Here is a 13,087-nt window from a genome sequence, read left to right as displayed (position 1 = left end):
GAAAGGACGGGCATGCCAGAAGAAGATCGTAAGTTGAGTGATGCGGACGTGAATGCCATCGTCGATCAGTTGGAAACCAAGGTTGCAGAACGCTTCTACGGCGATCTGGGCCGCGGGGTTTGGGGAGTGGTCTGGAAGGCCATCATCGTTGCAATTGTGGGCATTGCTGCCTACGGCTCTATGAAAGGTATCAAATGAACGAGATCTGGAACTACATCACCCGCCACCGCGCGGTATTCCTGTTTGGCGGCACGCTGCTGGCGGCGTGGGCGTCCTTTGCATCCGACCCGGATAACGGCTGGGCCACCGCGCTGGGTGGCCTGGCCATGTTGCAGGGTATTTGGGCCGTGGCTGCCTCGCATTGGGTGCGTAAGAAGCTGCTGGATTACCCATCGGCTGATATGAGCAAGCTGTTCGAAATGGCTGGCAAAGAGCCCACCGGCGCGGGCCTGGCGCTGATCGCAATATCCATCCTGCTGGTTGGCCTACTGATGGTGTTCTCGCCGCGTGCGCACGCCGCCGAGCAGCTACCGGCCGGCGCCGCCAAATACCTGCCGCTGCTGAAGGCGGAACAGCAGCGGCTGTGGCCGGACCACCCGCACCCCGCGCTGCTGGCCAGCCTGGTGGAGCAGGAGTCGTGCGTCACGTTGCGATCGCGCGGTTGCTGGAACCCTGGTGCGCAGTTGAAGACGGCGCGCGAGGAGGGCGCCGGTGTCGGCCAGATCACGCGCGCCTATCGTGCCGACGGCAGTGTGCGCTTCGACGCGTTGGCCGGACTGCGCGACCAGTACGGCGGCGAGCTGGGCGCGCTGTCCTGGTCGACTGTCTACCAACGGCCGGACCTGCAGTTCCGTGCGCTGGTGCTGATGTCGCGCGACTCGGCGCGCCAGTTCCGCGCGGCGCCGGCGGCGCTGGAGTTTGGCGACGCCGGCTACAACGGCGGCCCGGCCGGTGTGCAGCGCGAGCGCCGCGCGTGCGCGCTCGCCACCGGCTGCAACCCTGGCCAGTGGTTCGGCAACGTAGAACTGCACTGCCTGAAGTCGCGTGAGCCGCTGTACGGCAGCCGGTCGGCGTGTGACATCAACCGTGAGCACGTGCGCAATGTGTTCCAGGTGCGATCGGCAAAGTACTTTGCGGCCTGGGCTTCGTTGTGAGCGCCTTGGGCAATGTGGTGGCCAGCGCTGGTGGCGTACTGAGCGGCCAGCTGTGGAAGGTGGCCACCCTCGTGCTGCTGGCGGTCCTGCTGGTCGGTGGCGGCGCTGGCGGCGCGCTGTGGTGGACGGCAGCCGCCGCACGCGACAAGGCGCTGGTCGACCTGGCGGCGGAGAAGGGTGTCAACGCGCAGTTGCGCGCCGGCGTGGACGATCAGAACCGGTCCATCCAGACCTGGTACCGAGCATCCGAGGACGCGAAGGCTCGCGGCCAGGCTGCCCAGCAGCAAGCCGCCATCAACGGCCAGCGCTTCGACGCGGCGCTGCAGCAACTGGCCGGCGCCAAGGCGGTGACGTGCGCGGACGCCATGCCCTACGTGAATCAGCTATTGGAGAAGGTACGATGAAAACACGAACTCTTTGCCTGCAGCTGATGTCGGCGGCACTGACTGGGGGCTGTGCGGCGGATCATCCGGTTCCAGTCACGCAAACGATCAATGTGCCCATGCCAGTACCATGCGTAAAGCAGGAGTCCGTGCCGGTGCGGCCGAACTATGAGTTTGACAAGCTGCAGCTCTCAGCCAGCGACGGCGAAAAGATCTTAGCCCTCGGCCGCGATTGGCCGCGTGGGCGAGCCTACGAAGGGGAACTTGAGGCGATCATTGCTGCTTGTGCGTATCCGGTGGCCCCTCCACCACCACCAGCTGGCCTGGCCGATACACCTCAAAGCGCTCCTCGCCGTTGACGTACCAGACGCAGTAGATCCCGTTACGCACGCCTTCCCAGTCGTGCTGCTCGCCGAGCGCGGGATTGAGCACCGTCATGATCTGGCCGTTTGGATCGCCTTTCGCGCGCACACGGCTATCCAGTGGCGGCCTGTCTTCTTCGATTTTGTTGGTCATATTAGTCCCATCTGTGAGTCAGGCGCCGGCGTCACCGGTTCCGATTTCTTTGCCCGTGGCGGTACCGGGAACTCCCAGGCACGCATCAGTTCAGCAGGGTAGTGGCGCAGGAAGCTGCGTGCGTACTCCGGATCGGCGCAGTTGAGCCAGTCATCCCACTCGGCCTGCGGTACGATCACCAGGGAACGTTTCTCGTCCTCGCTGCGATGGAAGCGCCGCATCAGAGGGTGATCGTCCGCGTTGATCGTCAACTGCGTAAACGCCGTCTCAGGGCCGTTGTCGCCTTCCCGTGTGCGCCACAGGCCAGCGACTGCGAACATGGAGTGGTCGGCCAAGCCGATGCCCCAGCGGACCGCCTTGCCGGTTTCGTGACTGGGTTCGTAGAAGGCGGTCATCGGTACCAGGCAGAGCTGGCCCTGCGACCAAGCAGTCCGGTATTCGTTCGAAGAACCAACCGTCTCGGAACGCGCGTTCATCGTGTCGTACCATTTCGGCTTCGGCGCCGGCTCTCCGCGCGCCAGCGCCTTTTGCTTCCTGATCTCGTAGTCGCGCTTCTGGAATTTCATTGGATAGGAGGCGTAGTTTGCGACCAGCCCTTCGCGACTGCCGTCGACACCGCGGCGTACGATTGGCGCGCCATAATCCTTCCAGGTCTCGGTGCGCCAGAAACCAGTGTCGTGCAGATCAATGATGACGCCCATGACGGCGTCCAGCATCTCAGGATCAGGCGGGCGGAAGTTGACGCACATAGCGATGTCTCCAATGTTAACGAGTCAATAATAGCGCTAAATTGATTCCGTGATTATACTGTATGCATGTACAGTAAAATTATCCAATGGCGCTGGCTTGGGCTCAAGCGCCCTGAGAATGACATCCTCAACGATCCAGGTGTGTTTGGAGAGGTGACCATGGCCTACGGAAACGGGCATAAGCATCTCAACGTCTGCCGTCATGGTTATACCAACGAATCCAAAAACGTGCTGATGCCGTTGTGGGATGCGGTGTGTATCGGCAAGGGGCCGCGCGATGAGCTATGGCGAGGATACCAGCGTGCGAAGCTGCCGCACGGCCTGGGAATTACGACAGTTGTCCAGGAATGGCATATCGAGCATATTAGTCTCTATCCGCCGGCAGGAGAGACGCCCAGCTATCCCCATTGGAAGGATAGCGTGCCTTCGGATGCAGCCGTCGAAAATGATGCAATCAAGAAAAGTGCTTAGCGCAACTTATGGAGTAATTTTTTCCTGTTGAAGAAGAGATCATCCCATGCTGCATCATTTGCCAAATGGGCTTCGTAAGCGGGGCCCGAAATTTACACTGATTCCAGTTCTTAGGTATATTTTTTTGAAAAAGTCAGCCTAGTATTAGGAATATCTGAGCGGCTAGGTGATCCTAAAGGAACATAAGGGGAAGGGAAAAAAGTGGTGAATTCCACGAATTCCGGATGAAAATGCCTTGGAAACTGAGTCGCTATTTCGTATAGCTGCTTTGCGCTACACAAAAATTTGAGGAAATTGTCGCGAGAAATATTTGTTTCCTTGCAGTCTCCATCGTCGCTAAAGTAGATGGTATTGCCAGATACAACCATATGGTAGGCTCCAGACACATTGAGATATGTGATACCACATGGAAGTGTCTTTTTTCCGCTTACCTTTACCAACTGGGTAGGTTTGAGTAGCCTATCCTCTAGATGCGCAAAATGATTTCTGATAGGTCGAAACTGACTTGCTGCCGCGTGTAGTGTTTCAACACCAGGTTGAAGAATACCGCTTCCAATTTTGAGGGCTGTTCGGAGCAAAATTTCAATGTCGCCGGCGATTGCTATCGCTGAGCGTAACAATGCATACATGTTGGGTTCGGATGGAAGTTGTATGACCTTAGTGGAGTTACATTCTTCAATCCATGCCGATGTGACCGGGTGGTTTGCCCAGAAATCCGGAAAATCAATGACTTGAGAGTAGAGCGAGTCCAATTCTTGGCTGACAAAGAATAGCAGTGATACGCAACCACTGGGAACGTGCTCTGGAGGCAAGTCAAACAAAGCAGAACTGAATGCCTTCTGGAACACTAGTCGCTCCTTTCGTTTGAGTTAGCTATGCGTTGTAGTAGTTGGCCAGTAACGCCTTCACGCATCCATCCGTGCTGGGTCAGACGTCGGCATTGTAAGCTGGACGTCGCACTACTTTGAGAGACTCATCACGAGGATCAACACCGCACCCGGCTTATCGCTGATGGATGCGTATACTCTCCAACTAAGTAGTGGGGCGGAATGCGGCCTCTAGCTGTATAGCAGGTGTACTGTATATTATACAATCCTTGCTGAGAGTCGCAGTGTGCCTATGTCTCAAGCCTTAGCCTCAAGGAATGGGGCATGCGTTCGATGGGGATTGGGCCGGGTTATTCGCTAGTTCCAGTTCGTTCTAAATCAATGACTTAGGCGTGCCGCACTCGATTCGTAATAACCCATAGTGCCACACGTAAGTCACTGATTCGTATGGTATTTTAACCCATGGAATGTCTGACTTCTAAGCTGAGGGTCACTGGTTCGAATCCAGTTGGGCAGGCCAAAATCATCAATCTCTTAAATTGCCGCTTGCATTAAAAGCATTGCTGTTTTTACATTTCAATAATGTAAAATTATAATTTTCCCACCTCAGGAGAATTGTATGAAATTGAAAAGTCTTGCCGCATTGGTTTTGTTGACGGCTGGTATGGTCCAGAGCGCATGCGCTGGTCCGCTGAGTATCAATAGCAAAGGCCAGTTCGTGAAGGATGGCAAGCCATTCTACGGCGTTGGCGTGAACTATTTCGACGGCTTTTATCGCTACAGCGTCTACAACAACCCAAGCGCGCTGACAACCGGTCTGGCGACACTGAAACAGTACAACGTACCGTTCATCCGGGTTCCTGCCATCGTTTTCTGGCCGAATGACATCCAGAAGAGTTACGTCGGCAAGCATGAGGAATTCCTGAACCGCCTGAAGGCGTTCATGGATGCAGCCAAGGCACAGAATATCGGTGTGGTACTGGATGTGTTTTATAACTGGTCTGCGTTTCCAGATCTAAAAGGTGAACATTTACCAGCAATCGGCGACAGTTCTAGTAAGACACGTGATTTCATGCGGACGGCCTTAACGGAATTAGTGACCAAATTTAAAGATCACGAAGCCTTATGGGCATGGGAATTTGCCAATGAGGCGACAACCGTGATGGACATTCCGCCGTCCGTTGGCAATTATAAATATCTACCGTCGGCGCCAACCGCCGGGGCGCCGGAACGCACCGTAGCGGATAATATTAAGCCGTCAGATATCATCTCCGCGTTGAAGGAATTTGCGACGGTGATCCGCTCAATTGATCCGAAAACCCCTATATTCAGCGGCAATGATGTGCCATATTACTGCGCTAATAATTTGCAGCGCGGTAGCTGGAATTCGGATGATCGGAAGCAATTTGGTGCAATTCTTGATCGCGATAATCCTGAACCGATCGATACGTTATCCATGCATCTTTACCCCAAAGCTGAGGGGCCGCAGGGGAAATATTTTACAGTTGATGGGGAAGTCAATACCACAACCTATTCAGATATTCTTGCAGCGGCAGTAGCACAATCAGTTCTTTCTAAACGGCCATTCTTCCTTGGGGAGTTTGGTGTTGACGAAAAGCTATATCCAACGGATACGCCGCAGCGTTTTGAAGGCATCACCAATGCCATTATCACCAATAAAGTTCAGATGTCGGCATTGTGGGTATATGACTATAGCAGCCAGGACACGACCTATAACGTCACGGCCACCAACGCCAGAAAATACCAGCTTGAAAAAGTGCGTGACATGAATACTGAAATGTCTGCCTGGTAAGCCGCTAATTCGCCAGGCCCATGCCAGAAATTGGCGCGTTGGCGCCGATTTCTGGCATACTCCGCTAGCCCGGTGTGATGGGATACCTCTTCACCGGCCTCAGGAGACCAGAATGTCCATAGACTGGAATGCATTTACACCTCTCGCAGCCTTGACTGGCGGCTTGCTCATCGGGCTCGCTGCAGCCCTTCTTATCATTTTTAATGGCCGCATTGCTGGTATTAGCGGTATTCTCGGCGGCCTTTTAAAACCGCATACAGGTGATATCGCCTGGCGTTTTGCATTTATCGCAGGCCTGATCGCAGCGCCGGTTATCTATGCCATGGTTTTTACGCTTCCTGCTGTAAGTATTGAGGCGGATACGCTTACCTTAATTATTGCTGGATTGCTGGTCGGATTAGGAACGCGTTACGGTTCCGGTTGTACCAGTGGGCATGGTGTTTGTGGCATATCCCGTCTTTCTCCCCGTTCGATGATTGCGACACTGATTTTTATGGCCGCGGGTTTTATGATGGTTTATCTGGTACGCCACATATGATAGTCATTTCTTTTCTCGTCGGCCTGATTTTTGGCATCGGCCTGATTGTTTCCGGTATGGCGAATCCAGACAAGGTACTGGGCTTTCTTGATTTGGCCGGAAAATGGGACCCTTCACTGATATTGGTTATGGGTGGCGCGATTGGCATTGGGTTCTTTGCTTTTCGCTGGGCCAAATCGCGTAATACGCCATTGCCGGCAGCGACCAAAATAGACCGCCGCCTGATATTCGGTTCCATGGCATTTGGCATCGGCTAGGGCATTGCGGGTTTTTGCCCGGGACCTGCTTTAGTCGGCTTGGGCATGGGTTTGCCGAAGGCCTTGATCTTCGTTATTGCCATGCTGGCAGGCATGGGTATTTATGAGTTGATTGAACGCCGTCGCGGTGGATAAGTCCTGCTGCGTAGAAATGATGCAGCAGGATTTTATTGAAGCTAAACAAATACTTAGGACTGCATCTTGTCGCTTGTTAACAAGCTTATCCACAGAATTTGTTAACAACCACGATTAGAAGCGATAACGGGCCGTCAGCTGTACCGAGCGTGGAGCGCCAGGCAGGTTGAGGTTCTTGCTGCTGCCATGACCGGAAACGGTATAGGCTTTGTCAGCCAGATTTTGCACGTTGAGCGTCAGGTCCACGCCGCGATCGCGGTAATAAGCCATGGCGTCCGCGGTAACGTAGCTCGGCAGCACTACGGTGTTGCCCGGATTTGCAAAACGGTCACCCACATAGTTCATACCCGCGCCCACGCCAAAGTGGCCGGCCAACGCCTTGGTGAGCCACAGATTGGCGCTGTGCTCAGGCGTCAGCGTCGGGCGCTTGCCTTGTACCAGCTGGCCGTCATCCTTGGCGATAGACGAGATCATTTTTCCGTCCAGGTAGGCGTAACCGGCCCAGGCCTGCCAGCCATCCCCCAGATTACCGCTGAACGTCAGTTCCACGCCGTTGGTGCGCTGGGTGCCCACCGGCAGCAGTTTGTTGCTGATGGGATCGGTGACTTTCATATTGTCGCGGGTCAGCTGGAAGACCGAAACGCCGACTGAGGCACGGCCGCCAAACAGATCGTATTTGGCGCCAATCTCGTTGTTCTTGGTGGTTTCCGGTGCAATATCGACGTTATTTGCCGCGAGGGAGAAGCCTTCGCCCGACGGCTGGAAGGAGCGGCTGAACGATGCATAGTAGGACTGCGTGGCGCTTGGCTGGTACACCAGGCCGGCGCGCGGGCTCCAGTTGCGGTCGGTGCGCTCGAGGTTGGTCTGGCCGGCGATGCGCTGCTGGGTTTGCTGTTGGAAGCGGTCGTAGCGGATACCCGCCAGGGCCTTCCACTCCGGTGTCAGCGCTACCAGGTCCTGCACATAGGCACTGCTCACCTTGAAAATGCCCAGATTATTGGTCGACGGCGCACCCGCTGCCGTGAATGGCACCACGGGCGCTACTGGATTGAACAGAGACACGGTGGCTACATTGGCTTGCGAACGCACCAGCTGATACTTGTTCTGGGTGCCGAATTCCACGCCGTACAGCACCGTATGCTGCATGCCGCCCAGTTCGGCGTGCTGGGTCAGCTCGGTCTGGTTGCTATAGCCATCTTCTTCGCGGCTGACATTGCCGCGGGTCAGCGACACCGTTTTCGCCACTTCATTGACCGAACCGACCAGCGTGTTGTTACGGTTCAGCGAGTAATCGTAGTGGCGGAACGCGTTACGCAGCGAGAGTTGCGCATCGAAGCGGTGATCCAGCGTGAAACCGTAAGTGTAGACGCGTGATTCGCTGAAGTCGAAGTCGCGCGCGTTGGCCGCGCCATAGTAGGTGCTGGCCGGCACATTGACGGGGCGGCCCTGGTAGGACGGATTGCCGAAATCGGTCAGACGCTTGTCGTGCAGGTATTCGGTTTGCAGCAGCAGCTGCGTATCCGGGCTGATCTTGAACAGCATGGACGGCGCCAGGGCCTGGCGTTTCAGGAATTGCTGGTCGCGATAGCTGTCCGCATCCTCCACCGCACCGGTGACGCGCACAGCCACACCTTGCGCGGACAGGTTACGTGCCAGGTCGAACTCGCCGCGCTTCTGGCCCCAGCTGCCGGCCTGCACGCTGACTTCGCTACGGTCTATGCCAGGTTTTTTGGTGATGCGGTTGATCATGCCGCCGGAAGAGCCACGGCCATACAGCACCGACGCTGGGCCTTTCACCACTTCCACCTGGTCGATATTCGACAGGTCGCGGAAGTACAGCGCATCGTCGCGCATGCCATCGACGAACTGGTCGCTGATGGCGCTGAAGCCGCGGATCGTCACCTGGTCGCGCTGGCCGTCGCCCGTGGACAGGCCAACGCCGGGCACGTTTTTCATCACATCCTGCAGCGAACGTGCGCCCTGGTCGTGCAGCAACTGGGCTGGCACCACGTTGACGGTCTGCGGAATGTCGCGCAGCGGCGCATCGATTTTGGACGCGCTATTGGACGAGGAAATGCGGTAGCCGGCGTCGCTTTCGCCGGTCACCGTCACCGTTTGCATGGTTTGCTCGCTCTGCGCGGCAACGTAAGGCGAAATGGAAAGGCTGGCCAGTATCAGCGCCAGCGGAGTTTTTTGAATAGCCATGGAGGAGGTCCTTGAAGTGAGTACATGGCTGGCTGCTGGCTAGCTAAATGAGAATTGTTATCAGTTAAATTATGCTCCTAAGTTGATACCCACGCAAGTATCAAACGCGCCGTGCGGTGGATAACTCATTTGAGTAAAAAATATGCAGTAAAAAATTATCTTTTTAAAACAAAGGCTTGCGATGATGGTTTAGCCCTTTTTAACAGCCTTATCCACAGAATTTGTTAACAACCGTCGTGTTTTGGGAAATCTTGTCACTTTGGTTAGGTAGCTCACATTTAATTGAATGGCATCAATTTATGCTTTGAGTCACCGGATAAGGATGTCCGGGAACTCAACTTACTAAACTGCTACGGAACCTAAAAAAATGAAAATCAAAAATGTACTGCTTGCAACGATGATCTGCAGCGCCAGCCTGTTCGGCGCATCGGCCTATGCGGCAACCGTGGGGAAAACGGTGACGGTGAACCTGGCCAGCGACGACGAAGGCGGCTTCAATGCCCATTTCGGTAATAACTTCAGCAGCCTGTACACCAACGATACCTTTGTCGACAAATACAAATTTGTCCTGGCAGGTAACTACGATTCGGCGGCGTCGCTGACTTCCAGCTTCCTGAAATCGGGCACCATCAAGGACCTGCTGATTACCGACTTTAGCGTGGTCCAGTACGACCCTGTCACCAATGCCGTGCTGCATACCTATACCGGCATTAACACCACCGCCAACACCGTCAATCCGACCGACAGCTGGGAGCTGACCGCACAAGGCCTGTCGACCGGCAGCTACTACGTGCAGGTTGGCGGCAAAATTATCGGCAACGGCGGCGGTTCTTATGGTTCCGACCTGACGGTATCGATCGCGGCAGTACCTGAGCCAGAAACCTATGCCTTGATGGGCCTGGGTCTAGGCCTGCTGGGTGTGGTCGCACGCCGCAAGAAGGCGGCCAACGCCTGATTCGCAGCAGTACGAAAAAACGCGCCCGGTTCTACGCCCGGGCGCGTTTTTTTATTGGGACGGCAGACTGTCGATGAGTGCGCGGCTGGCGGCGGACATACGCCGATGCGGCGGGTAAATCAGCGTAAAAGGCCGGCTGCGCCCACGCAGGCCGGGCAGCACTTCCAGCAGTTGGCCGCTGTTCAGGCGCTCTTGCGCGACGAAATGGTAAGTCTGGCAGATGCCCAGTCCTTGCTGCGCCAGTGAAACCACGCCCAGCACGTCATCGCTCACCAGCATGCGGGCCGGCGCCAGCCAGTCAATGTCCTGACCATCCACGTGCAGCAGCCATGGCGCCTGACGGCCGCTGCTGGGCATGATGAAGGGCAGGCAGGCATGACGCCCCAGTTGCTCCAGGTTTTGCGGTGTGCCGGCACGTTTCAGGTAGTCAGGGGAGGCGACCAGGCACACCGCCTCATCGCCCAGGCGTTTTGCGGCAAGGCCACTATCGGCCAGTTCGCCGAGCCGGATCGCCATGTCGTAGCCTTCGGCGACCAGATCCACATTGCGGTTGCTGATGCTGAGTTCGATGCTGACTTGCGGATGCCGCGCCATGAATGGCTGCAGCAGCGCCGGCAGGCGATAGTGGCCGTATGTTGTGGGGACGCTGAGGCGCACCTTGCCGCTCAGTTCGCCATCCTGACCTTGGATCGCCCGTTCGGCGTCAGCGATAAGGCCCAACGCGTGGCGCATTTGCTCCAGATACAGACTGCCCGCCTCGGTCATGCTGAGCCGGCGTGTGGTCCGCCGCATGAGCTGTATGCCAAGCCGCGCCTCCAGCCTGGCCACTGCACGGCTGAGCACAGACGGCGTTGTCCCCAGCACGACCGCTGCGGCACTGATCGTGCCCTTGTCGGCAATGGTGACGAAGGCCTCGACGTCGGCCATGTGGTCGAATTGACGTGCCATTCATGCCTTTCAAGAACAAATGATTTGGTTTTGTAGTGCTTTAAGAACTCTACAGGCATCAATACACTGGCGCTACTGAAATCAACCCACAGGAGCAAACGCATGAAGAACACCATCCGTAACACCACCGCCGGCGTGGTACTGGGCCTGGCGGCGCTGACGGCCCATGCCGCCAACGTGCTGGTTGTGCTGTCAGACGAAGCCCAGTTGCAGCTGCGCGAACAGCGCCGTTTTGACACGGGCTTTTACGCGAACGAACTGATGCAGCCGGTCAAGAGGCTGCTGGACGCCGGCCATACCGTCACCTTCGCCACGCCGCTGGGCAAGGCGCCCACGGTGGACCGTCATTCCGTTGACAAGATGTATTTCGGTAACGATGAAGCCAGTCTGCAGCAGCATCTGGCATTGCTCGACAAATTGCAGCTGACCTCGGTGGCCAATTCGCCCGTCATCAGCCTGGCTCGCGTGGAGCAGGGCGGTTATGACCGCTACGATGCGGTCTACATCCCTGGCGGTCATGCGCCGATGCAGGATTTGCTGTACAGCGCGCCGCTTGGCCGCCTGCTGAAAGCCTTCCATCAACAGGGCAAGACTACCGCGCTGGTGTGCCACGGGCCGATTGCCTTGCTGTCGGCACTGGACCAGCCGCAGCAGTTCACCAGGCCGCTGGAGGCTGGCGCCAAGCCGGGCAAGACGCCCAGCTGGATTTACGCCGGCTACGACATGACGGTCATCAGCAATGACGAGGAAGAGGCAGCCAAACCGATGCTCAATGGCGGCGTCATGAAGTTCACACCGCAGACGGCGCTGCAGGCTGCGGGCGGACGCTACAGCAGCGGCGCCAACTGGCAACCCAAGGTGGTGGTGGACCGCGAACTGATCACCGGCCAGAATCCGGCCTCCGCCAACGCGGTGGCGGACGCACTGCTGGCGCGTCTGAAACGCTAGGGCTTACTGTAACAGCGGCAAGAACATCTTCCGCTGGAAGGGATTGATCTCTTTGCGCAGCAAGCGCGGGACCAGGGGATCGGCGACGAAGGCCTGCGACTTGTAGAAGCTGTCGGTACCGTGGCCGGCCTCCAGCAGCAGGCGTTTGATGCCCAGCTCAAGACAGTATTGTTCGACGCGCTTCATGACCCAATGGCCGATCCCCTGGCCACGGTAAGTGCTCAAAATCATCAATTCCGAGACAAAGCAGAATTCCGGCATCGCCAGCTCCAGGCGGGCGATGCCGATTTGCCGGTTCTTCAGTTCCACGGAAATCCATTGAATTCTGCCGCGCGCATCTGCTGCGTTGGGCGGGGGCGCGATGCCGGCCACGTTGGCATCCTGGCGAAATGCCTGCAACACCTTGGCTGCCGGTGCCGCTTTCATCAGCCGGAATTGCAGGTCGAGATCCATATTTACGTGTTTTGTGTAAGTGATACACGTAGCTTAAGCGCCACACTCTTGGGTTTCAAGACCGCGTTTGTATAAATTGTTTCCATTTGCTTGTATGCGACAATGCGCCATGGACAAGCAATACTTCTACGAACCCTCGCGAGGCCACGGCCTGCCGCACGATCCGTTCAACGCCATCGTCGGGCCACGGCCGATCGGCTGGATTTCCACCCATTCTGCCAGCGGTATCCTGAACCTGGCGCCCTATAGCTTTTTTAACGCGTTCAACTACACGCCGCCGCTGATAGGCTTTGCCAGCCTGGGCCGCAAGGACACGCTGGTCAATATCGAGCAAACCGGGGAGTTTGTGTGGAATCTGGCCACCCGTCCGCTGGCGGAGGCGATGAACGCCAGCTGTGCGGCCGCGCCGCCAGAGGTCGATGAGTTCCAGCTGGCCGGCTTGACGCCCGCGCCGTCGCGAGTGGTCGGCGTGCCGCGCGTGGCGCAAAGTCCGGTGTCGTTTGAATGCAAGTGCAGCCAGATCATCCGCCTGCAAGGCGCCAGCGGTGCCGAAATCAATAGCTGGCTGATCCTGGGAGAAGTGGTGGGGGTGCACATCGCGCAGGCACTGCTGCGCGATGGGATTTACGATACGGCCGGATCGCAGACCATCCTGCGTGGCGGCGGCCCGGCCGATTATTTTGAAATCACACCGGATAATCTGTTCCGCATGACGCGGCCCAGTTATCCCTGAAC

General features: G+C 56.9%; 15 protein-coding genes and 1 pseudogene. 10 read left to right on the top strand and 6 right to left on the bottom strand.

Translation table 11 applies throughout. The features are described 5' to 3' along the window. Nucleotides 1–12: 12 nt before the first annotated feature. From GTP58_RS24395 to GTP58_RS24385, 3 genes are read left to right on the top strand one after another with little or no spacing between them, the layout of a single operon-like run. Nucleotides 13–198, top strand: coding sequence for a hypothetical protein (locus GTP58_RS24395; RefSeq protein WP_161079658.1), 186 nt, complete (start codon nt 13–15; stop codon nt 196–198). Then, entirely contained in the window at nt 195–1,154 is a 960-nt protein-coding gene (locus tag GTP58_RS24390) for a hypothetical protein (protein ID WP_161079657.1), read from the top strand. The genes GTP58_RS24395 and GTP58_RS24390 overlap by 4 nt, the downstream gene beginning before the upstream one ends. Then, entirely contained in the window at nt 1,151–1,558 is a 408-nt protein-coding gene (locus GTP58_RS24385; protein ID WP_161079656.1) for a hypothetical protein, read from the top strand. Before GTP58_RS24390 ends, GTP58_RS24385 begins: the two co-directional genes overlap by 4 nt. Nucleotides 1,559–1,810: 252 nt before the next feature. On the opposite strand, the gene GTP58_RS24380 is transcribed toward GTP58_RS24385, so the two are convergent. Further along, nucleotides 1,811–2,053, bottom strand: coding sequence for a hypothetical protein (locus GTP58_RS24380; protein WP_161079655.1), 243 nt, complete (start codon nt 2,051–2,053; stop codon nt 1,811–1,813). After that, nucleotides 2,050–2,802, bottom strand: coding sequence for an SOS response-associated peptidase family protein (locus tag GTP58_RS24375; protein ID WP_161079654.1), 753 nt, complete (start codon nt 2,800–2,802; stop codon nt 2,050–2,052). The genes GTP58_RS24380 and GTP58_RS24375 overlap by 4 nt, the downstream gene beginning before the upstream one ends. 66 nt (nt 2,803–2,868) lie before the next feature. On the opposite strand from GTP58_RS24375, the gene GTP58_RS24370 reads away from it, so the two are divergent. Next, nucleotides 2,869–3,273: a hypothetical protein gene (locus GTP58_RS24370; RefSeq protein WP_161079653.1), complete on the top strand. Its 405-nt coding sequence runs from the start codon at nt 2,869–2,871 to the stop codon at nt 3,271–3,273. Nucleotides 3,274–3,383: 110 nt separating this feature from the next. Here GTP58_RS24370 and GTP58_RS24365 read toward each other — a convergent pair whose 3' ends face one another. Then, nucleotides 3,384–4,121 (bottom strand): hypothetical protein, encoded by a 738-nt coding sequence (locus GTP58_RS24365; RefSeq protein ID WP_161079652.1) that lies wholly within the window; start codon nt 4,119–4,121, stop codon nt 3,384–3,386. Nucleotides 4,122–4,719: 598 nt separating this feature from the next. Between GTP58_RS24365 and GTP58_RS24360 the strand changes: the two genes are divergently transcribed. From GTP58_RS24360 to GTP58_RS24350, 3 genes and pseudogenes are all read left to right on the top strand, one after another. After that, complete coding sequence (locus GTP58_RS24360) at nt 4,720–5,913, top strand: cellulase family glycosylhydrolase (protein WP_161079651.1); 1,194 nt, start codon at nt 4,720–4,722, stop codon at nt 5,911–5,913. Between the two features lie 112 nt (nt 5,914–6,025). Further along, the gene (locus GTP58_RS24355) at nt 6,026–6,451 is read left to right on the top strand and encodes a YeeE/YedE family protein (protein WP_161079650.1); all 426 of its coding nucleotides are present in this window, start codon (nt 6,026–6,028) and stop codon (nt 6,449–6,451) included. After that, nucleotides 6,448–6,843 (top strand): annotated as a pseudogene (locus tag GTP58_RS24350) (DUF6691 family protein). The gene GTP58_RS24355 and the pseudogene GTP58_RS24350 overlap by 4 nt, the downstream one beginning before the upstream one ends. Before the next feature lie 114 nt (nt 6,844–6,957). Here the strand turns inward: GTP58_RS24350 and GTP58_RS24345 are convergent. Beyond that, nucleotides 6,958–9,048 carry a TonB-dependent siderophore receptor gene (locus GTP58_RS24345; protein ID WP_161079649.1) on the bottom strand — a complete coding sequence of 697 codons (2,091 nt, stop codon included), beginning with the start codon at nt 9,046–9,048 and terminating at the stop codon, nt 6,958–6,960. A gap of 367 nt (nt 9,049–9,415) precedes the next feature. Between GTP58_RS24345 and GTP58_RS24340 the strand changes: the two genes are divergently transcribed. Then, nucleotides 9,416–10,003: an FxDxF family PEP-CTERM protein gene (locus GTP58_RS24340; RefSeq protein WP_161079648.1), complete on the top strand. Its 588-nt coding sequence runs from the start codon at nt 9,416–9,418 to the stop codon at nt 10,001–10,003. 51 nt (nt 10,004–10,054) lie between these two features. Here the strand turns inward: GTP58_RS24340 and GTP58_RS24335 are convergent, their stop codons facing one another. Then, nucleotides 10,055–10,951, bottom strand: a complete 897-nt coding sequence (locus GTP58_RS24335) for a LysR family transcriptional regulator (protein ID WP_161079647.1) — start codon at nt 10,949–10,951, stop codon at nt 10,055–10,057. Between the two features lie 102 nt (nt 10,952–11,053). Between GTP58_RS24335 and GTP58_RS24330 the strand changes: the two genes are divergently transcribed. Then, nucleotides 11,054–11,899, top strand: a complete 846-nt coding sequence (locus tag GTP58_RS24330) for a type 1 glutamine amidotransferase domain-containing protein (RefSeq protein WP_161079646.1) — start codon at nt 11,054–11,056, stop codon at nt 11,897–11,899. 3 nt (nt 11,900–11,902) lie between these two features. Here GTP58_RS24330 and GTP58_RS24325 read toward each other — a convergent pair whose 3' ends face one another. After that, entirely contained in the window at nt 11,903–12,352 is a 450-nt protein-coding gene (locus tag GTP58_RS24325) for a GNAT family N-acetyltransferase (protein ID WP_161079645.1), read from the bottom strand. 109 nt (nt 12,353–12,461) lie between these two features. On the opposite strand from GTP58_RS24325, the gene GTP58_RS24320 reads away from it, so the two are divergent. After that, the gene (locus tag GTP58_RS24320) at nt 12,462–13,085 is read left to right on the top strand and encodes a flavin reductase family protein (RefSeq protein ID WP_161079644.1); all 624 of its coding nucleotides are present in this window, start codon (nt 12,462–12,464) and stop codon (nt 13,083–13,085) included. The last annotated feature ends 2 nt before the right edge of the window (nt 13,086–13,087 follow it).

Origin of the sequence: Duganella sp. CY15W (genome assembly GCF_009857555.1) — a bacterium.
Classification (GTDB): Bacteria; Pseudomonadota; Gammaproteobacteria; order Burkholderiales; family Burkholderiaceae_D; genus Rugamonas; species Rugamonas sacchari.
The sequence above is the reverse complement of the archived record's forward strand: the minus strand, read 5'-3'. Positions and strand labels throughout refer to the sequence as shown.